Below are 19,669 nucleotides of genomic sequence, written 5' to 3' on the forward strand. Positions count from 1 at the left end.
CGGTCGGCCGGTTCGGCGCCCTGCCGGGCGGCATCACCGGAACCGTCGCGCCGCCGGTGGAGGTCTCCAACGGCTGGCTTGTCAATCCCGATGGACAAGTTGTCATCTGGCACGGACTCAACCAGGTCTACAAGATCCCGCCGTATACACCGTCGTCCGATGGCTTCAGCGAGGACGACGCCGCCTTCCTGGCCGCCAACGGCTTCAACTCGGTGCGCCTGGGGATCATCTGGGCGGGGGTGGAGCCGCAGCCCGGTGTCATCGACTACGACTATCTGGCCTCGATCGAGCACACCGTGCAGATCCTGGCCAAGCACAACATCGTGGCGATCCTCGACATGCACCAGGACCTCTACAACGAGGAGTTCGGCGGCGAGGGCGCTCCGGACTGGGCCACCTTCAACGGCGGGCTACCCCACTTCGGTCTGGGTTTCCCGGCGACCTATCCCCTGAGTCCCGCGCAGAACCATGCTTGGGATGCGTTCTGGGCCAACGATAAAGCCCCCGACGGGGTCGGGTTGCAGAACCATTACGCGCTGTCGTGGCAGGCCGTCGCGGACTACTTCAAGGGCAATCCCAACGTGGCCGGCTACGACATCATGAATGAGCCGTGGGCGGGCACGCACTGGCTGGGGACCATTTTGGGCAACCAGTACTTCGACGCCCAGCAGCTGACCCCGTTCTACGACCAGATCACCGCAGCCATCCGCTCCGTGGACCCGAACAAGACGGTGTTCTTCGAGCCGAACGCTCTCTTCGGCAGCACACCGGTGCCGACGTACCTGGGCACGGTGGATGACCCCAACTCGGCCTTCTCGTTCCACCACTACTGCCTCACGACTGCATTGTTCCCCGGCACCAGCTTCGGCTGTGACTGGAACGCCGACATCGTGTTCGGATACGCGCAGGACTACATGCAGGAGCACAACATCCCGGGTTGGCTCAGCGAGTTCGGCGCCACCAACAACCTCGGCGCGATCGAGGCCAGCCTGCAGGGTTCTAACCGGTATCTGTTCGGCTGGTCCGAATGGGCCTACAGCGGCAAGGACATCACCAGTATCTCGCCGGAGGATCAGGCGCTGGTGTACAACCCGGGCCAGCCCCTGGTCGGCGACAACGTCAACTGGGACAAACTCGACCTGCTGGCCCAGCCTTATCCGCAGGTGATCTCGGGCACCCCGACCTCCTGGTCGTTCGACAACGGCGTCTTCACCTTCAGCTACTCCACCGATCAGGCCGACGGCTCCGGCAGCTTCGACGCCGGCTCGCAGACCACCATCTCCGTGCCACCCAGCCAGTACCCGAACGGCTACACCGTTAACGTGACCGGTGGACACGTCAGCTCCGGCCCGAACGCCCCGGTGCTGACCATCAACTCGGACGCCGGCGCGTCGACGGTGACCGTGACCGTGAAGCCCGCGGCAGGTTAGGGCCGGCGACGCTCCGGCAGCGGCAGCGGCGGAGCGCTGGCGCGCACGGTCTGGCGCACTTCGCCGAGACCCTGTACCTGTAGGGTCACCACGTCACCGTCGCGCAACCAGCCCGGGAACGGTTGCGGCAGCGCGGGATCCAGGTGTTCGAGCAGCGTACAGGTGGGGACGGTACCGGACCCGAAGACGTCGCCGGGCGTCAGCGGCACCCCGCGTGAGGCATAACTGATGATCTCGCCGAAGCTCCAGTCCATGGTCTCGGTGGACCCGATGCCGATGATCACATCGTTGACGATCGCGGTGGCATGCAGACTGAGTTTGCCGTTGCGGCGGTAGGGTTCGAGCTCGTCGGGGGTGACCAGATACGGCCCCAGGGTGACGCCGCTGTCCTTACCCTTGCCCTGCCCGATCGCCAGCACGCCCTCGGCAGCTTGCAGATCGCGGGCCGACCAGTCGTTGAAGATGGTGTAGCCGATGATGGCCTGCTCGGCTTCGGCCACCGACAGGTCGGCCCCCGGTGTTCCGATGACCGCCGCGACCTCCAGTTCGAAATCCTGGCAGACACTGCCGGGTGCCGTCGGCGCGTCGTCATAGGGCCCCAGAACCGTTGACGGGCATGCGAAGTAGAACGCAGGTATCCGATACCAGGCGTCCTCGAGTTCGCGGCTGCGGCCGGTCGCGGCCCGGCAGTTGCGCATGTGGTCCAAGAAGCAGAGGCTGTCGCGGATCGACGGGGGCCGCGGGATCGGCGCCATGAGCGTCACCTGGTCGAGTCGCGGCGTCGCCGACGGCGCTTCCAGCGCGCGCTCACCGGCCTCCCGCAGACCGTCCGGTCCGAGCCGGATCAACTCCAGCAGCGTCGTGCCGGGCGCCGCGGCGTGGATCACCTCGCCGTGCAGCACCCCGCTCCGTTCGCCGTCCTCGCTTCGATAGGTCACCCACCGCACCGGTCAATCCTCACTCACCACGTCGTCGGGCGTCTTGTCGGGCCGCAGACCACGCCAGCTCGGTTGCCGCAACCGGCCGTCGGCCGTCCGCTCGCTGTAGCGCACTTCCCCCACCAGTGCCGGTCGCACGAATGTGACGCCTGCGGCGTCGGCCCGGCTCAGCGGTGCGTCGAAGGGGGTTTTGTCGGTGTGCAGCGGGGCCAGCTTCTTCTTCAGCGCGGCGAGCTGCCCCTCGGTGAATCCGGTGCCCACCCGGCCGACGAACGCGAGCTTGTCCCCCGCCGGGATGCCCATCAGCAGCGACCCGATCCCCCCACCCCGAGCACCCTCGCCGGCACGCCAGCCGCCGATCACCACCTCTTGGGTCCGCCAATGCTTGTCCTTGACCCACGCCGGTGAGCGGCGCCCCGGCTGGTAGGGCGAGTCCCACTTCTTGGCCACCACGCCCTCCCAGCCCAGCCGACGAGACTGCTCGAGTGCCTCGGCGCCGCCGGCGGCCAGCAGGTCCTTGACCACCAAGCCGGTTCCCTGGGCAAGCGTTTCCAGCAGCCGGCGGCGGTCCCGGTAGGTCGCGCGCAGCAACGGACGCCCGTCGAGGTAGAGCAGGTCGAAGGCCCAGAACTCCACGCGGGCCGAGCGGGCGCTGTTCTGCATCGCCGCGAAGCTGGGAACCCCGTCGTCATCGAGGGCGACGACTTCGCCGTCGAACACGACGTGGTGCTCGGTGAGCTGTGCGGCCAACGAGCGCAGCTGCGGGTATTCACCGGTGACATCGCGCCCGCTGCGGGAGCGCAGCCGGACCCGGCCATGGTCGGCCTCCACCAGCAGCCGGTAGCCGTCCCACTTGCCCTCGAAGGCCCAGAGCTCCGGATCCAGACCGGTCACCGGGCCGTGGGTGGCCAGCATCGGGGCCAGGTCGGTGAACGCGAACGTCTTCTGATCTTTCATCCGGTGTGCCAGCCACTGATCGCCGCCGGTCCGGATCAGCGCGTAGCGGCCCGAGATCCGACGGCCGCGCAACACGACGATCACCTCGCCCTTTTCGGCGGAGTCCTCGAATTTCTCGGTCACATAGCTGCCCGAATCCCAGATGCGCACCGTGCCGGCACCGTATTCGCCCTTGGGGATGGTGCCCTCGAAGCCGCCGTACTCCAGCGGATGGTCTTCGGTGCGCACCGCCAGATGGTTGACCGACGTGGTCGTCGGCAGGTTCTTGGGAACCGCCCAGCTCACCAGCACCCCGTCGCGCTCCAACCGGAAGTCATAGTGCAGTCGGCGGGCGTGGTGCTCCTGGATGACAAAGCTATCGCCACCTCCCGGTCCAGGGGAGGCGGCCGGCACCGGTTCGGGGGTTTTGGCGGCGTCGCGTTTGGCCCGGTATTCGGTGAGCCGGTCAGGCGTGCGCAGCGGCGGATCCAGCTCGGCCAGCAGGTCACCGTCACGGGCGACGCGGGCCAGCACCTCGTCGTAGCGCAGCTGCTGCAGCCCGGCGTCGTCGAGCTCCGCCCAACTGCGCGGGGCGGCCACCGTCGGATGCTCACGGCCCCGCAGCGAATACGGCGCGATGGTGGTCTTCGACGCGTTGTTCTGACTCCAGTCGAGGAAGATCTTTCCGGCCCGGAGCTTTTTGGCCATGGTCGCTGTCACCAGCTTCGGCATGGCGCTCTCGAGTTGCTGCGCAACGCGTTTGGCCACCGCGACCGCCCCGGCGCTGGCCACCGGGCGGTCCAGCGCCGCATACACGTGTATTCCCTTGCTGCCGCTGGTGAGCGGGAACGTGTCCAAGTCCAGCTCGGTCATCAGATCGCGTATCGCGCGCGCCACCTCGGCCAGCTGGCTCATCGTCACGCCCTCACCGGGATCGAGGTCGAAGACCAGGCGGGTTGCCAACCCGGGTTTGAGCACTTTGCCGCCGTGCGTCCACTCGGCTTCGAAACGCCACTGCGGCACGTGGACTTCCAGCGCCGCTTGCTGGGCAATCCAGGCCAGGCCGTCGAGGTTGTCGATGATCGGATAGGCGGTGATACCGGAGCGGTGCTGCACCTCGGCGCGGGGCAGCCAGGCCGGCGCCGAGGAGGCGAGCTGCTTTTCGAAGAAGGAGTCCTGTGCCACGCCGTTGGGCCAGCGTTTGCGGGTCACCGGCCGTCCGGCGACATGCGGCAGCATCACCTCCGCGATACGCGTGTAGTAGTCGAAGACGTCGGCCTTGGTGGTGCCCGTGGCCGGGTAGAGCACCTTGTCGGCGTTGGTCAACTTCACCCGTGTCTGGAACGGCTGTGCAGCCATGCTGCCAACCTACGTCGCGATAAAGCCGGTTTCGGGCACGTTCGGGTGGGCATACTTGCCTCATGCGTTCCATCTGGAAGGGTTCGATCGCATTCGGTCTGGTCAACGTGCCGGTGAAGGTCTACAGCGCTACCGAGGACCACGACATCAAGTTCCGTCAGGTACACGCCAAGGACAACGGCCGGATTCGCTACCGGCGAGTGTGCGAGGAATGCGGCGAAGTCGTCGACTACGCCGACATCGCGCGGGCATACGAGTCCGACGACGGCCGGATGGTGGTGATCACCGACGACGACCTCGCGAATCTTCCCGAGGAACGCGACCACGAGATAGCGGTGCTCGAGTTCGTTCCGGCCAGCGACCTGGACCCGATGCTCTATGACCGCTCCTACTTTCTGGAGCCGGCGACGAAATCGATCAAATCGTATGTGCTGTTGGCCAAGACGCTGGCCGATACCGACCGGGTGGCGATCGTACATTTCACGCTGCGCAACAAGACCCGGCTGGCGGCGCTGCGAGTCAAGGACTTCTCCAAGCGTGACGTGATGATGGTGCACACGCTGTTATGGCCGGACGAGATTCGCGACCCCGACTTCCCCACCCTGGACACCAAGGTCGAGATCAAACCCGCCGAGCTGAAGATGGCCGGACAGGTGGTCGAGTCGATGGCCGACGACTTCGATCCCGACCGCTATCACGACACCTACCAGGAGCAGTTGCACGAGTTGATCGAGGCCAAGCTCGAAGGCGACGAGGCGTTCACCCCCGAGGAGCGGCCCGCCGAACTGGATGCCACCGAAGACGTCTCCGATCTGCTGGCCAAGCTGGAGGCCAGCGTGCAGAAGCGCTCGGCGGCCAACAAGGAGCCCGCCAAAAAGGCGCCGGCCAAGAAGTCGACCGCTAAGAAGGCTCCGGCGAAGAAGAAGGCGCCGGCCAAGAAGGCCGCGGCGAAGTAGCCTCGCCAGCCGCCGCTGCAGATCACTGACGTCAGGGTGGGGCCTTGTTGAGAGCGCGTTCGGAGTTGATGCGGCGGGCGTGGTCTTGGACTCGGGTGCGCTTGCGGGTGGGCATCAGGAGGCCGCGGCCCGCCGATGGTGGGAGTGGTGGGGTGGTTGCCGGCGGTCTGCCGGTTGGCATGCACAGGGCGGGGAAGAGCAGGGTGCTGCCCGGTCGGGTGATGTAGGTATGGCCGGTGGGGCTGGTCCACTCCACTGTGCCGTCGGGGTGCTGAGCATCGTGCCAGCCGCCGGGGCCGGTCCAAAACGTCTTGAGCAGATGGTGTTTTCGGCATAGGCAGCGCAGGTTGGCGGGGTGGGTGGGCCCGAACGGATAAGCGATGGCATGGTCGATGTCGCAATAGGTGACGGGCCGGTCGCAGCCGGGGAATCGACAGGTCAGGTCGCGGGCCCGGACGAAGGCGGCCAACGCTGTTGAGGGCCGGTAGTGCGGTTCGGCTGGCAGATCGGCCGGGTGTCGGAGCGGCTTGACGGTGGCGCCGCTGTTGACGAGCTGGGCCAGCAGGGGCGCGGGTACGGTGCCGCCGCCGATGATGTGCCCGGAGAGGCCTCGGCGCGCTTGGCGTTTGGGGGCCGGGGCGGTTGGCGGTTCGTCGCCGTTGCCGAATCGCGAGTCGGCCGGGGTGTCCAGCGCGGCCTGGTCGGCAAGGACATAGACCGTGGTGTTGGCCGCCCGGGCATCGGTGCCGCCGCTGGCCGGGCAGGCGGTGTTGCCACATGCGCAGCCGAGGTTGTCAGCTCCGGCCGCCAAGGCGCCGAGGGCATCGGCGCGGCGCTGGGCCACGGTGCGCGGATCGTCGTCGCAGACGGTGTGGGCCAACTGAGTCAGGCGCCGGTCGAGGGCGGTGGCATCGGTGGCGAACAGCCGGCCCCACAAGGCGGTGATGCCGTTTTCGCTGTTGCGGGTGTCGACGACGACTTCGCGCCCCCGGGCATCCCGCTCTTGGCGCCGGACGGCGTCGGGGTCGTACCGGTCGATCAGGGCGTCGATGGCCGCGGCGACCTTAGCCGCCGAGAGCCGCCCGAGGCCGGTGGCGATCTCGGCGAGGTCGGTATCGACCGCGTTCAGCAGGTACGGGTTGGTGATCAGCGTGGTGCGCCAGACGATCGTGGCGACCAGCCGGGTGTTGATCGCCCCGTCGAAAAACAGCGTGGCAACCTTCGGCAGCCGCTCACGCAGCGCAGAGGCCAGATACATCTGCGATGACGCCATACCCTGGCTGATCTGCTCGGCAGCGGCGACCTCCGCGGCTGCGGCATCCCAGTAATCGCATGACCAGCGCGACCGGTTCACCGCGTCACGCCCGCGGGTACGCCGCGCGACCAACTCGCCGATCGCCGCCAACCGGCGCGCCGAGGCCGCGGCCTCCACCCGGGACCACCCCGAGATGGCCGCCACCAAGGCTTTGTCGTCGGCATCAGCCAACGACGCCGGCCCCGGCAAACCCTTATCGAACATACGTTCGATTATAGCCGAAGCGGCAGACGCCCGCACCTCGCCAATCGGACGCCCCGAATCCAAATTAGAACGTGTTTCAGAAAAGTGGTTCACCTCGCCGCCGATCCTTGTTAGCGTGCCTACGTGATCCTCGACAAATTCCGACTCGACAACTCGGTCGCCGTCGTCACCGGCGCAGGCCGTGGACTAGGTGCGGCGATCGCCGTAGCGTTCGCCGAAGCCGGCGCTGACGTCGTCATCGCCGCGCGTACCCGATCCCAACTAGAGGCCGTCGCCGAACAGGTCGAAGATGCCGGGCGTCGCGCCCACATCGTCGCCGCCGATCTGGCCCACCCCGAAGAGACCGCCAAGCTGGCCGCTGAAGCCGTCGCCGCCTTCGGCAGGCTCGACATCGTCGTCAACAATGTCGGCGGCACCATGCCCAACATGTTGCTGACCACCTCGGCCAAAGACCTCAAGGACGCGCTGACTTTCAACGTCGTCACCGCGCACGCCCTGACCACCGCCGCCGTGCCGCTGATGCTCGAACACGCCGGCGGCGGCTCGATCATCAACATCACCTCGACGATGGGGCGGCTGGCCGGGCGCGGATTCGCCGCCTACGGCACCGCCAAGGCCGCGCTGGCCCACTACACCCGGCTGGCCGCGATGGACCTGTGCCCGAAGATCCGCGTCAACGGCATCGCACCGGGATCGATCTTGACCTCCGCGCTGGATGTGGTGGCGTCCAACGACGAACTCCGCGAACCGATGGAGAAGGTGACTCCGATGCGCCGACTTGGTGATCCGACCGACATTGCCGCTGCCGCAGTCTATTTGGCCTCGCCGGCGGGAAGCTATCTCACCGGCAAGATCCTCGAGGTCGACGGCGGCATCACGTTCCCGAACCTCGATCTGCCCATCCCCGACCTGTAGAGGACACCGCTATGCCCATTCGCGTCGCCCAGATCGGCACCGGCAACGTCGGTGTCCACGCCCTCAAAGCACTGATCACCAACCCGGAATTCGAGCTGACCGGGGTGTGGGTGTCCTCGGACGCCAAGGCCGGCAAAGACGCCGCCGAGCTGGCCGGCCTGGACACGCCGACCGGGGTGTCCGCGACCACCGATCTGCAGCAGATACTCGACGGCAAACCCGACTGCGTGGTCTATACCGCGCTGGCCGACAACCGGCTCGTCGAGGCGCTGGACGACTTCCGGCGCATCCTGGAGGCCGGGATCAACGTGGCCGGCAGCAGCGCGGTGTTCCTGCAGTACCCGTGGCAGGTGCTGCCCGCCGAGATGCTGTCTCCGCTCGAAGACGCCGCGAAAGCCGGCAACGCTAGCTTGTTCGTCAACGGCATCGACCCGGGCTTCGCCAACGACCTGCTGCCGCTGGCGCTGGCGGGCACCTGTCAGAGCATCCAGCAGATCCGCTGCATGGAGATCGTCGACTACGCCACCTACGACAGTGCCGCCGTCATGTTCGACGTGATGGGGTTCGGCAAACCGATGGACGACGTCCCGATGCTGCTGCAGCCGGGCGTGCTCAGTCTGGCGTGGGGTTCGGTGGTGCGCCAGCTGGCGGCCGGGTTGGGCCTGGAACTCGACTCCGTCGAGCAGTCCCATGTGCGGGTGCCCGCACCGGAGGACTTCACCATCTCCGCCGGCAATATCACGAAAGGCACTGCGGCCGCATTGCGATTCGAGGTCCGCGGGATGGTCGACGGCCACCCGGCGGTCGTCCTCGAGCACGTCACCAGGCTGCGCGACGACCTGTGCCCGGACTGGCCGCAACCCGCCCAGCCCGGCGGGTCCTACCGCGTCGAGGTGACGGGCGAGCCGTCGTATGCGCTGGACCTGTGCCTGTCCAGCCCCAACGGTGACCACAACCACGCCGGGCTGGTGGCCACCGCCATGCGCGTCGTCAACGCCGTTCCGGCGGTGGTGGCCGCCGATCCGGGTATCCGGACCACCCTGGATCTGCCACTGGTCACCGGACGGGGGCTTTACGCTCGTCCTTGATGACGCGCGCGGACAAGCCGGTACGGCGACAGCCGGGCTGGTATCTGCTCGGACCGGCGTTCGTCGCCGCCATCGCCTATGTCGACCCGGGCAACGTCGCCGCCAATGTCAGCGCCGGTGCGACGTTCGGGTACCTGCTGGTCTGGGTGATCGTCACCGCGAACGTGATGGCCGGCCTGGTGCAGTACCTCTCCGCCAAGCTGGGGTTGGTGACCGGGCTCTCGCTGCCCGAGGCGGTCGGCAGTGTCGCCCGCCGCCCGGCCCGGATCGCGTATTGGCTGCAGGCCGAGTTGGTCGCCATGGCAACCGATCTCGCCGAGGTGGTGGGCGGCGCGATCGCACTGAACCTCATCTTCGACCTGCCGTTGATATTGGGCGGGCTCATCACCGGCGCGGTGTCGATGGCCTTGCTGGTCATCGGTGACCGGCGCGGACCGCGGGCTTTCGAGCAGGTCTTCAGTGGGCTGTTGGCCATCATCGCGATCGGGTTCCTGGCCAGCCTGGTGGTCGGTCCGCCGCCGGTGACCGACGTCGCCGGCGGCCTGGTGCCCCGCTTCGACGGAACCGAGAGCGTGTTGTTGGCGACCGCGATCCTGGGGGCCACGGTCATGCCGCATGCGGTGTATCTGCACTCCGGCCTGGCCCGCGACCGACACGGGCGCCCGGAAGCCGGGCGAGCGCGGCAGCGCATGCTGCGGGCGACCCGCTGGGATGTCGGCCTGGCAATGCTGCTTGCCGGCGCGGTGAACCTGGCCATGCTGTTGGTGGCCGCCGCGAACCTGGCCGGGCGCGACGGCACCGACTCGATCGAGGGTGCGCACGCCGCGGTACGCGATGCGCTCGGCCCGACGGTCGCGCTGTTCTTCGCGGTCGGGCTGTTGGCCTCCGGCCTGGCCTCGACGTCGGTGGGCGCCTACGCCGGCGCAATGATCATGCAGGGCCTGTTGCGGGTGTCGGTGCCGCTGCTGCTGCGCCGCCTGGTCACGCTGATCCCGGCGCTGGCGATCCTGACAGTGGGCATCGATCCCACTCGGGCATTGGTGATCTCCCAGGTGGTGCTCTCGTTCGGCATCCCGTTCGCGCTGGTGCCGCTGATCCTGCTCACCAGCGACCGCGCACTGATGGGCGCGGACGCGAACCGGCGGCTGACGACGGTGCTCGGGTGGGCCGTCACGGTCGTGATCGGCGTGCTCAACATGGCGCTGGTCTATCTGACCGTCGCCGGGCCGGGCTGAGCGTCAGGCGGAGACGCTTTCGCGCGCCTTGGCCTTCTCCTCGTAGTGCGTGGCCCGCTCGTCGACCATCTTGAGGAACCCGTCGATCTGTTCGCGGGCCTGCTCACCGTCGGGGCCAAAGCCGTCGCGCTCGAAGACCTTCCAGAACCGCAGCACCGGCTGCACCACGTCGTCGTGGTGGATGCGCAGGTCGTAGATACCGGCCTTGGCGATGAGCAGGGCGTTCTCCTGGAAGCCGGGCATGTTCATGCCGGGCATCGAGAAGCCGAGCACCTCGTCGCGGATGGCGCACATGGCCTCATCCGGCGCGATGTCCAGGGCCGCCTCCATCAGGTTGCGGTAGAACACCATGTGCAGGTTCTCGTCCAGAGCGACGCGGGCCAGCAACTGGTCGGCGATCGGGCAGCCCGAGGCCTTGCCGGTGTTGCGGTGCGACACCCGGGTGGCGAGTTCCTGGAACGACACGTAGGCCAACGCCTGCAGCGGGGTCTTGTCGCCGGAGTCATACCCGGCGATGGTGTGCTGCATCCGCATGTTCTCGAGGTTCACCGGGTCGATGCCCCGGGTGACCACGAGGTAGTCGCGCAGCGCGATGCTGTGGCGGCCCTCCTCGGCGGTCCACTGTCCGACCCAGGAGCCCCAGGCGCCGTCCCGGCCGAAGCGGGTGGCGATCTCCCGGTGATAGGACGGCAGGTTGTCCTCGGTCAGCAGATTGACCAGCAGCGCGGCCTTGGCGACCGGGTCCAACGGCGAGTCCTCGGGAACCCAGTCCTCACCACCGAGGAACGCGAAGTCGCGTCCCTTGCTCCACGGCACGTAGTCGTGGGGCAGCCACGGCTTGGCGGCCTTCAGGTGGCGGTTGAGATTCTGCTCGACAATCGGTTCCAGCTCGTGCAGTAGCGCCGTCTGGACGTTCGTCATGTTTGCTCCATCCCGGATCGACATGTGGGCAGTCGATTGGCCCCCCGGCCAAACCTACGGTTCCGTAGGTTTGGCCCCACGGTAAACATGGAGCTTGGCACATGTCAACCTCCGAATTTCGCGCTTTCGGCGCATTCAGCGACTGAATACGTGCGCACGGCCTTTCAAGCGGATGCCGCTAGCTGGTGGCGCGATTCTCCGATTCCCGCTTGAGCCCGTCGGCCTCCATATCGACGTATCGCCGGATGCGCCCGGCCGCGGCCAACCTGCCCAGCCAGGCCATCGGACCGGTCAGCGCGAAGGTCAGGACCGCCCGAACACCGGAATCGGTCGGCATCAGCTCGTGGTAGCCGGTGGACCGCATTCCCGCCGCCGATGCCGTCCAGGTGAAGGACCGCTCGTCTACCAGCTCGGTAATGGTGAAGACCAACGGCCGGCCGGCGGGTTGCTTAACGCGCGCGGTGCTGCCCACTCGCAGTGGACCGGAGTCGAGTCGGGTGATCTCGCGCATCGAGGCCGTCCAGTCCGGCCAGTGCTCGAGATCCGTCAGGACCGCCCACACGTCCGCGGGGCGAGCGGCAATGGAGTCGGTGCGGGTGTAGCGCATTACGCGTGCTCCTTTCCCCACCGGCACGCTACCCAGAATCGGCGAGTAATTGGCCGAGATGGCCCAGCGCCCGGGGATAATCGTGTTCGGCCGGGGTGCCGTAACCCACCACGATCCCCTCGGCTTTCGGCGGTCCGTGCCAGAACGGCGCCAGACCGGTCAGGGCGATCTCGCGCTGCTGCGCGGCGGCCAGGAGATCGGCCTCCGACGCGCCCTCTGGCAGCAGGAGCACCGCGTGCAGGCCGGCCGCGATTCCCTGGAGGGGCATCGTCGGGGCCATGCGGGCGATCGCGCCGGCCAGCGCGTCCCGGCGCTGCCGATAGCGTCGCCGCATCCGCCGGATATGACGATCCAGCGCCCCGGATTCGATCAGTTCAGCCAATGCCAGCTGAGCCAGGATATCGGTGCCGCGGTCGGCGCGGCGCTTGGTCTCGACCACGGCGTCGACCAGATCGGCCGGCAGCGCCAGCCAGCCCAGTCGCAGCCCGGGAGCCAGACTCTTGCTGGCACTTCCGGCATAGACGACCTGGTCGGGGGCAAGCCCTTGCAGCGCACCGACCGGATGACGGTCGTAGCGGAATTCGCCGTCGTAGTCGTCTTCGATGATGTACGCCCCGTGCGCGGCGGCAAGCCGGACGAATTCGGCGCGCCGGTCGGCCGACAGGGTGGCACCCCATGGGGCCTGGTGGGCCGGGGTGAGCAGCACGGCGGCGATCGACGCGGCGGCGAATCCGGCCGGCTGGGCCCCCTCGCCGTCGACGTCGACGGGAACGATGTCGAGTCCGCTTGCGGCGATGGTCGCGCGGTGATCGGGCAGGCCGGGATTTTCCACCGCGATCGACCGCCGGCCGGCTCCGGCGAGCGCCTCGCACACCAGCCGTAATCCCTGGGTGAATCCGCTGCAGACGACGATCCGCTCCGGGGTGGTCAGCACCCCGCGGGCCCGCCCCAGGTAGCCGGCCAGTTCGGTGCGCAGGCGCGGTGCGCCCCGCGGGTCGAGCGGCCCCAGCTCGACATGCGGCGTGACCTGCAGGGCTCGCCGCAGCGCCCGCAGCCACTCGGCACGGGGAAACATGCTCAGGTCGGGGCGCCCGAGCCGGAAATCCGCCACCACCCGAGGCGGGGCCGACACCATCGCTGTCCCCGGCGATATTCCCGGGCCCCGCGCGACCTCGGTGGCCGCCCCCTGCCGACTCCGCAGGTAGCCCTCGGCGGCCAGTTGGGTGTACGCCTCGACGACCGTTCCGCGCGCCAGGCCGAGTTGTGCGGCCAGTGCTCGCGACGACGGCAGGCGCTCACCCGGCGCCAGCCGATTGTCCCGGATGGCCTCGCGTAATGCGTGTTCCAGAGCGGTGCGGCGGCCACGCCCGGGCGGAAGCTCCAGATGTAGATCAACCCCCGAACTGGTCCATGAACCCGGCACGGAATTGGACCTTACTCGCAGACCACTGGGGCCATAGCGTTGTCCGGGTGACCGCTTCTGCCCCGCTGACCGAACGGCGCCTGAATCGGACGGCAAGTCTGACCGCGCAGATCAACGCCGCCCAGCGAGCCGCGGAGTCCATGCGGTCACCGCAGCGGCGCCTGCTCGACGATCCGTGGTCCCGGCAGTTCGTCGGCCATCCCGCGCTGCGGGTGCTGCTGGCCCATCGGTGGATTGGCGATGCGGCACTGCGGGCCTTCGACCGGCGCTGGGGCGGGCTGCACGCACATATCGTGCTGCGTGCCCGCTTCACCGACGACGTCTGCGCGGCCGCCCGCCGCGACGGGATCGACCAACTGGTGCTGCTGGGTGCCGGCTACGACCCGACCAGCCTGCGCCAGGCACACGCCGCGGTGACGATCTTCGAAGTCGACGCGCCGACCACGCAGGCCGGCAAGCGGACGACGACCGAGCGACTGCTCGCGGCACCGCACGCAGGCCACATCGTCTGGGTGCCGTGCGATCTGGAACAAGACGTGCTCCGGGATCGCCTGGCGGCCAACGGGTTCGACCCGCAACGGCGCAGCCTCGTCATCTGGCTGGGGGTAAGCATGTACCTCAGCGCTGATGCGATCGACGCGACACTGGGCGACCTGGCGGCACTGTGCGCGCCGGGCAGTCGGCTGGTCGCCGACTACCTCGACGCCGCCGTCGTCACCGCAGATACTCCGTGGGCCAGTGCCCGACGGGTGGCCCGAGTGGTCGCCCGGCGCGGCGAGCCCTACCGCAGCGGGTTCACCGCACCCGAGATGGCCGCGCTGCTGGCCGAGTATGGCTTCCGCAGGCGTGACCAGGCCGGTGTCGCCGAACTCCTGGACCGCTACGACCCGACTCATGTCAGCGGATTGGCCGGTGACGACTGGCTGGGCATCGTCTGCGCCGAAAGGACGAACGGATGACCGAGGTCGCCACTTCCTTCGTCGAACGCTTCCAACAGGTGTGGTCCGCTCCGAGCGTCGAGCGCCTGGATGCGCTGACAAACCCAGACGTCTGCTACGTCCAGCCGTTGCTCGCCGATGTGCGGGGCCGGGAAGCCGCCGGCGCCTACTGGAAGCGCGTTTTCACGTTGGTGCCGGATCTGCACATCGAAGTGGTCAACTCGGCGGTGACGGCCGACGAGATGGTCTACATCGAGTTCCGGATCATCGGCACCTTCGGTGGCCGGACCGTGACGTGGCCGGCCGTCGACCGCTACGAACTCGACGAGCTCGGACGGGTGCGACGGCGCATTCTGTATTGCGATACGGCGCAGCTGGTGTCGGCCGCGTTGCGGCCGCGCGGACTGCTCGCGCTGTTGCGGGCCGGAGTTCGGCCGGGCGTCGCGGCGGTGCGCTCGCGGTGGACCCGTCGGTGACCGGTGCCATCGGGCGGCGGCCCTCCGACGCCGCCGCGTTCGTCGAGTTCGTGCAGGACACGACCAACGACCACCGGCCCGACGTGGTCTATGAGCTCTATGCCACCGACGCGCGGCTGGTGATGATCTCCGACGGTGCCCGGGAGGAATCGGTTGGCGTGCAGGCGATTTACACCGCGTGGGCGCGCTCGTGCGCGGTGTTCGAGGCGCGCCGGTTCCGGCTGTCCAAGCGATTGATCGCCACCACCGGGGACACCATCGTCAACGAGTGGTGGGGCGGTCCGGATGGCCGGCGCGACGGTTGCGGTATCGAAGTCTGGCGGTTCGATGCGCATGCGAAGGTGCGCGCCGTGCATGTCTACAGCTTCTTGAAAGTGCGCTCCACCCGGCATCCGCTACAGATCTTGCAATTGTTGCTGGGTTCACCCGGCGTAGTGCTCGCGTTCGCGCGGGCCGCGCTGCGCCGGCGCACAAGTCACTGAGCACCAGCGGATACGGTTGTGCCCATGACCGATCTGTGCGGCAAAGTGGCTTTGGTGACCGGCGCCTCGTCGGGCCTGGGTGCGGCGGTGGCGCAGCTGTTCGCGCGGCGCGGAGCAGCCGTGTTCGGGGTGGCGCGCGACGCCGACCGGCTGGCCGCGGTCTTCGCCGATGTGCCCGGAGGCCGGTTCGCCAGCACCGACATCGGCACAGCGCCGGCCTGCACGAGTGCCGTCGAAGAGTGCGTCGCGCAGTTCGGCCGACTCGATGTCCTGGTCAACGTCGCAGGCGCCCACCAGATGCGCCACACCCTCGGCGTCACCGACGACGAGTGGGCCCACGACCTGGCCGTCAATCTCAACGGGCCGTTCTTCCTGTGCCGCGCGGCGTTGCCGCACCTGCTGGAGACGGCCGGCAACATCGTCAACGTCGCCTCGATCGCCGGGGTGGAAGGCCAGGCGTACTCGGCCGGCTATTGCGCGGCCAAGCACGGACTGGTCGGGCTCACCCGCGCATTGGCCGTGGAGTTCACCGCGGAGAAGTTGCGGGTCAACGCAGTGTGTCCGGGCGGGATGCTGACACCGCAGGTGACGAACTTTCAGCTGCCCGAAGGCGCCGACGTCAACCTGATCATGCGGGTGGCCTCGCCGCGCGGGATGAGCACGCCCGGGGATGTCGCCGAGGTGATCGCCTTTCTGGCCAGCGACGCCGCGGCCGCGGTCCACGGCGCGGTGTATATGACCGACAATGGAAAAACGGCCGGTTAGCAGCGGCTATGGAACCGACACTGGGCCCCACCGCGACGCGTCCCTCCCTGCCAGAGGGTTACGGGCTGCCGACTTCCACAGAGGGCTTATTGAGCTGGCCGGAAGTCGAACAGCAACTCATCGCGTCACAGCACTATTGGTTGACCACGGTCCGCCCGGACGGCTCCCCGCACTCCGTACCGCGGTGGGGCGTGTGGCTCGACGGTCGGTTCTATTACGACGGTGCGCCAACCACCCGGCACGCCCGCAACCTCCAGGACAACCCGGCTTGCACCCTGACGCTGGAAAGCGGTACGCAGGTAGTGATCGTCGAGGGTGTCTCCACGGCGACGTCGGCAGACCCAGACGACCTCGGTGCCCGATTGGCGACCAGGTTTGAGAAATACCACCCGCAGTACGCTCCGGGCCCCGATGCCTGGGCGGGACCGGATGGCGGCGGGTTGCGCATGATCGCCCCCCGACGGGCCCTCGCCTGGTTCGCTTTCCCCACCGACTGCACCCGGTTCGTCTTCTCCGGTACCGCAACCTGACGTGCGTCGAGCGCTCAGCGCAGCGGCAGACCGGTCAGCGCCCGGGCGATGACCAGCCGCTGGATCTCACTGGTGCCCTCGAAGATGGTGAAGATCTTGGCGTCGCGGTGCATCCGCTCCACCGGATAGTCGCGGGTGTAGCCGTTGCCGCCGAGAATCTGGATCGCCTCGTCGGTGACGTAGACCGCGGTCTCGCTGGCGACCAGCTTGGCCATCGAGCCCTCCGCGTTGTCGAAGGCCTTGTTATTGCGTCCCATCCAGCCGGCCCGCCAGACCAGCAGCCGGGCAGCGTCGATGCGGCTCTTCATGTCGGCCAACTTGAAGGCGACGGCCTGGAACTCGCCGATCTTGCGGCCGAACTGCTCACGCTGGCAGGCGTAGTCGAGGGCGTATTCGTAGGCGGCACGTGCCACCCCGACCGCCATCGCCCCGACCGTCGGACGGGTGCGCTCGAAGGTCTTCATCGCGGCCTGGCCCCCGGCCGACGCACCGGATTTGACGCGCGCGACGCGGTCCTCGAACTTCTCCCGGCCGCCCAGGATCATGTCCTCGGACAGCCGGACGTTGTCCAGCACGATCTCGGCGGTATGCGAGGCCCGGATGCCGTGCTTCTTGAACTTCTGCCCCTGGCTCAACCCCGGAGTATCGGGTCCGATCACGAACGTGGCCTGGCCACGCGAGCCGAGTTCGGGGTAGACCGAGGCCACCACGATGTGCACGTTGGCGATGCCGCCATTGGTGGCCCAGGTCTTGGTGCCGTTGAGCACCCACTCACGGGTTGCTTCGTCGAAGCGGGCACGGGTACGGATCGCGCCGACATCCGAGCCGGCGTCGGGTTCTGACGAACAGAACGCCCCCAGCTTGGGCTCGTCGGCGGTGCCGAACATCTCCGGCAACCAGCGGCCCAGCTGTTCGGGAGTTCCGTTGCCCGCCAAGGCGGCCGCGGCCAGACCGGTGCCCAGGATGGACAACGCGATGCCGGCGTCGCCCCAGAACAGTTCCTCGAACACCGTCAGCATGCCGATCCCGCTCGGCTCGGCGGCCTGGGTGGCGAACAGTTCCGGTGAGTAGAGCCCGATCTTGGCCGCCTCGGCGATGATCGGCCAGGGCGTTTCCTCGCGCTCGTCCCATTCGGCGGCGGCCGGGCGGACGACGTCGGCGGCGAACTGGTGCACCCAGTCGCGGACCTCGATCACGTCATCGCTGAGCTCTATCGAGAACGTCATGGTTTCTCCTGGGAGGTCGTGGGACGGCGCGGACCGCCGGGTTGATTCTGGCACCTCGATCGCCCTCGATCAGCGCGCCACAACGCTACCGACGTAGTAGGCGCCGAGCCCGCAGCTCAACGTCAGCACCAGGTTGGCCAGCGCGTAAAGCCGTGCGCCGGCGCCGGCCAGCTGCAGGGTCTCGTAGCAGAAGGTCGAATACGTGGTCATCGCCCCGCACAGGCCCGTGCCGATCAGCAGGTGCAGTCGCTCGTCGCCGACCGCACCGGTGAGCACACCCAGGATTAAGCTGCCCAGCACGTTGGCCGTGAACGTGCCCCACGGAAATACGGTGTGGTGGCGGACTTGGACGAATCGGTCGGTCAGGTACCGCAGCGGCGCTCCCACCGAGGCGCCCGCGATGACCAGCAGCCAGGTCACGTGCGCTCGGCGGGTCGACCGACGTGCCGGACGACCTCGACTTCGTCGAGCAGGATCAGGCCCTCGCTGACCAGCTCGTCGAGTTGCGGCAGGAAGGCGCGGATCCGCTCCTCGGTGTCGACGATGATGACCGATACCGGCAGATCCTCGGACAGCGACAGCAGCCGGGTGGTGTGGATCGCCGAGGACGCTCCGTAACCCTCCACACCGCGAAACACCGTCGCACCGGCCAGACCCGCCCGGCGAGCCCGGTGCACGATCTCACTGAACAACGGCTTGCGATGCCAGGTGTCGCTTTCGCCGACGAACACCGTCAGGCGCAACGCAGATCCGCTCAGCTGGGTCATGATGTCCTCCGGATGATCAGACGTCGGGTCAGGGCCGCCGCGGTCCAGGCAGTGATCAGCGCCAGCACCGGAGTGGTGATCAGATAAACCAGGGCCCGCACCGGATGACCGGCTGCGGCAAGAGTGTCGACATCCCCGGCGAACGTGGAGAACGTGGTGTAGCCCCCCAGCACCCCGGTACCCAGCAGCGGGCGCAGTAGCCGATGCCCCACCCACAGCTCGGTGATCGCCACCATCAACGCGCCCATCAACGCGCACCCGGTGACATTGACAACCAATGTTGCCCAAGGGAACCCGCCAGCCGGGGTGGGCCACGTCAGTTCAAGCCCGTAGCGGGCGCAGGCTCCGATGGCGCCGCCGACGGCGACGGCCGCGACCACCGGTATTTGCTCGCGGACTGCGTGAGACCGTCGGCGTCGCACGAACAAATCCGGACCGGCGGTCATGTCACACCTCCAACCCCGCGCGCAATTCACGTGGTAGAAGCCATCAGCCGGGGCGGCGGTTATGGCGAGCTTCATCGCCGCGGTCAACTATAACCACCGATCGAACGGTGCGCGGCCCTGATTCTCCGCTATCCGCCGTGCTTATGCGGCGGTCCCAGCTTCGCCTCTCCTCCGTCGAGCCTCGCTAAACCGCCGTGCTTATGCGGCGGTCCCAGCTTCGCCTCTCCTCCGTCGAGCCTCGCTAAACCGCCGGGCTTATGCGGCGGTCCCAGCTTCGCATCTCCTCCGTCGAGCCTCGCTAACCGCCGGGTTCAGCGGCCTCCCGGGTGATCTGCTCGAACTGGTCTGCCATGGCCTCGGCCAGCGCGGTGGCCGCCGACAGCGGCCGCACCATCACCATGAAGTCGTCGATCTTGCCGTCGTCGTCCACATGCAGGAAATCGCAACCGGTGAGCCGCTTCCCGGCCACCGACGCCTCGAACAGCAGGGCATGGTCACGGCCCGCCGGGTCGCCGATCTCGCGGACGTACCGGAAGTCTTCGAAGACCCGCATCACCGCGCGCAGGATCGCCGCGGTGATCGGCTTACCCGGGTAGGGCTTGAACGCCACCGGACTGGTGAACACGACATCGTCGGCCAACTGCGCCTCCATGGCCGCGGCGTCGCGGGCCTCGACGGCTTGCCGGAACGGGTGCATGCGAGGCCTCTCTGC

At 68.0% G+C, this 19,669-nt stretch carries 20 protein-coding genes, 1 pseudogene and 1 riboswitch; of the genes and pseudogenes, 10 read left to right on the forward strand and 11 right to left on the reverse strand.

Annotated elements, in window-relative coordinates:
• Positions 1-1,430 (forward strand): cellulase family glycosylhydrolase (locus ACAG20_RS12660; RefSeq protein WP_370492769.1); only part of this gene is annotated, 1,430 nt, incomplete at its 5' end.
• On the opposite strand, the pseudogene ACAG20_RS12665 reads toward ACAG20_RS12660, so the two are convergent.
• Positions 1,430-2,377 (reverse strand): annotated as a pseudogene (locus ACAG20_RS12665) (fumarylacetoacetate hydrolase family protein); the annotation flags it as partial. The gene ACAG20_RS12660 and the pseudogene ACAG20_RS12665 overlap by 1 nt on opposite strands.
• Before the next feature lie 3 nt (positions 2,378-2,380).
• Positions 2,381-4,663 (reverse strand): ATP-dependent DNA ligase, encoded by a 2,283-nt coding sequence (locus tag ACAG20_RS12670; RefSeq protein WP_370492770.1) that lies wholly within the window; start codon positions 4,661-4,663, stop codon positions 2,381-2,383.
• Positions 4,664-4,725: 62 nt separating this feature from the next.
• Here ACAG20_RS12670 and ACAG20_RS12675 point away from each other — a divergent pair, with 62 nt between their 5' ends.
• Positions 4,726-5,619 (forward strand): Ku protein, encoded by an 894-nt coding sequence (locus ACAG20_RS12675; protein ID WP_370492771.1) that lies wholly within the window; start codon positions 4,726-4,728, stop codon positions 5,617-5,619.
• 31 nt (positions 5,620-5,650) lie between these two features.
• Here ACAG20_RS12675 and ACAG20_RS12680 read toward each other — a convergent pair whose 3' ends face one another.
• Positions 5,651-7,138, reverse strand: coding sequence for a DUF222 domain-containing protein (locus ACAG20_RS12680; protein WP_370492772.1), 1,488 nt, complete (start codon positions 7,136-7,138; stop codon positions 5,651-5,653).
• Between the two features lie 123 nt (positions 7,139-7,261).
• Between ACAG20_RS12680 and ACAG20_RS12685 the strand changes: the two genes are divergently transcribed.
• Genes ACAG20_RS12685 through ACAG20_RS12695 form a run of 3 tightly spaced genes read left to right on the forward strand, consistent with a single transcriptional unit; the run spans position 7,262 to position 10,376 of the window.
• Positions 7,262-8,053: an SDR family oxidoreductase gene (locus ACAG20_RS12685; protein ID WP_370492773.1), complete on the forward strand. Its 792-nt coding sequence runs from the start codon at positions 7,262-7,264 to the stop codon at positions 8,051-8,053.
• 11 nt (positions 8,054-8,064) lie between these two features.
• Entirely contained in the window at positions 8,065-9,141 is a 1,077-nt protein-coding gene (locus ACAG20_RS12690; RefSeq protein ID WP_370492774.1) for a diacylglycerol kinase, read from the forward strand.
• Positions 9,141-10,376: an Nramp family divalent metal transporter gene (locus ACAG20_RS12695; RefSeq protein ID WP_370492775.1), complete on the forward strand. Its 1,236-nt coding sequence runs from the start codon at positions 9,141-9,143 to the stop codon at positions 10,374-10,376. The genes ACAG20_RS12690 and ACAG20_RS12695 overlap by 1 nt, the downstream gene beginning before the upstream one ends.
• Positions 10,377-10,379: 3 nt before the next feature.
• Here the strand turns inward: ACAG20_RS12695 and ACAG20_RS12700 are convergent, their stop codons facing one another.
• The 3 genes from ACAG20_RS12700 to ACAG20_RS12710 all read right to left on the reverse strand — a co-directional run bounded on the left by ACAG20_RS12700 (position 10,380) and on the right by ACAG20_RS12710 (position 13,327).
• Positions 10,380-11,297, reverse strand: coding sequence for an acyl-ACP desaturase (locus tag ACAG20_RS12700; RefSeq protein ID WP_370492776.1), 918 nt, complete (start codon positions 11,295-11,297; stop codon positions 10,380-10,382).
• 178 nt (positions 11,298-11,475) lie between these two features.
• Positions 11,476-11,904 (reverse strand): SRPBCC family protein, encoded by a 429-nt coding sequence (locus ACAG20_RS12705; protein ID WP_370492777.1) that lies wholly within the window; start codon positions 11,902-11,904, stop codon positions 11,476-11,478.
• Between the two features lie 28 nt (positions 11,905-11,932).
• Positions 11,933-13,327 (reverse strand): PLP-dependent aminotransferase family protein, encoded by a 1,395-nt coding sequence (locus ACAG20_RS12710; RefSeq protein WP_370492778.1) that lies wholly within the window; start codon positions 13,325-13,327, stop codon positions 11,933-11,935.
• 65 nt (positions 13,328-13,392) lie between these two features.
• Between ACAG20_RS12710 and ACAG20_RS12715 the strand changes: the two genes are divergently transcribed.
• From ACAG20_RS12715 to ACAG20_RS12735, 5 genes are all read left to right on the forward strand, one after another.
• The gene (locus ACAG20_RS12715) at positions 13,393-14,286 is read left to right on the forward strand and encodes a class I SAM-dependent methyltransferase (RefSeq protein ID WP_370492956.1); all 894 of its coding nucleotides are present in this window, start codon (positions 13,393-13,395) and stop codon (positions 14,284-14,286) included.
• Complete coding sequence (locus ACAG20_RS12720; RefSeq protein WP_370492779.1) at positions 14,283-14,741, forward strand: nuclear transport factor 2 family protein; 459 nt, start codon at positions 14,283-14,285, stop codon at positions 14,739-14,741. Before ACAG20_RS12715 ends, ACAG20_RS12720 begins: the two co-directional genes overlap by 4 nt.
• Complete coding sequence (locus tag ACAG20_RS12725; RefSeq protein ID WP_370492780.1) at positions 14,726-15,223, forward strand: hypothetical protein; 498 nt, start codon at positions 14,726-14,728, stop codon at positions 15,221-15,223. Before ACAG20_RS12720 ends, ACAG20_RS12725 begins: the two co-directional genes overlap by 16 nt.
• A gap of 24 nt (positions 15,224-15,247) precedes the next feature.
• Complete coding sequence (locus ACAG20_RS12730) at positions 15,248-15,988, forward strand: SDR family NAD(P)-dependent oxidoreductase (protein WP_370492781.1); 741 nt, start codon at positions 15,248-15,250, stop codon at positions 15,986-15,988.
• Between the two features lie 89 nt (positions 15,989-16,077).
• A complete protein-coding gene (locus tag ACAG20_RS12735) occupies positions 16,078-16,518 on the forward strand; it encodes a pyridoxamine 5'-phosphate oxidase family protein (RefSeq protein WP_370492782.1) in 441 nt (146 codons plus the stop codon).
• 14 nt (positions 16,519-16,532) lie between these two features.
• Here ACAG20_RS12735 and ACAG20_RS12740 read toward each other — a convergent pair whose 3' ends face one another.
• From ACAG20_RS12740 to ACAG20_RS12760, 5 genes are all read right to left on the reverse strand, one after another.
• Positions 16,533-17,744: an acyl-CoA dehydrogenase family protein gene (locus ACAG20_RS12740; protein WP_370492783.1), complete on the reverse strand. Its 1,212-nt coding sequence runs from the start codon at positions 17,742-17,744 to the stop codon at positions 16,533-16,535.
• Between the two features lie 69 nt (positions 17,745-17,813).
• A complete protein-coding gene (gene crcB, locus ACAG20_RS12745; protein ID WP_370492784.1) occupies positions 17,814-18,164 on the reverse strand; it encodes a fluoride efflux transporter CrcB in 351 nt (116 codons plus the stop codon).
• Positions 18,161-18,511, reverse strand: coding sequence for a DUF190 domain-containing protein (locus tag ACAG20_RS12750; protein WP_370492785.1), 351 nt, complete (start codon positions 18,509-18,511; stop codon positions 18,161-18,163). Before ACAG20_RS12750 ends, crcB begins: the two co-directional genes overlap by 4 nt.
• Positions 18,508-18,957, reverse strand: coding sequence for a CrcB family protein (locus tag ACAG20_RS12755; RefSeq protein WP_370492786.1), 450 nt, complete (start codon positions 18,955-18,957; stop codon positions 18,508-18,510). Before ACAG20_RS12755 ends, ACAG20_RS12750 begins: the two co-directional genes overlap by 4 nt.
• A 27-nt stretch (positions 18,958-18,984) precedes the next feature.
• Positions 18,985-19,045, reverse strand: a riboswitch (Fluoride riboswitch).
• A gap of 210 nt (positions 19,046-19,255) precedes the next feature.
• On the reverse strand, positions 19,256-19,654 hold the full coding sequence (locus ACAG20_RS12760) for a nuclear transport factor 2 family protein (protein ID WP_370492787.1): 399 nt from the start codon (positions 19,652-19,654) through the stop codon (positions 19,256-19,258).
• Between the last annotated feature and the right edge of the window lie 15 nt (positions 19,655-19,669).

Source organism: Mycobacterium sp. pW045, from assembly GCF_041287085.1.
Taxonomy (GTDB): Bacteria; Actinomycetota; Actinomycetes; order Mycobacteriales; family Mycobacteriaceae; genus Mycobacterium; species Mycobacterium algericum_A.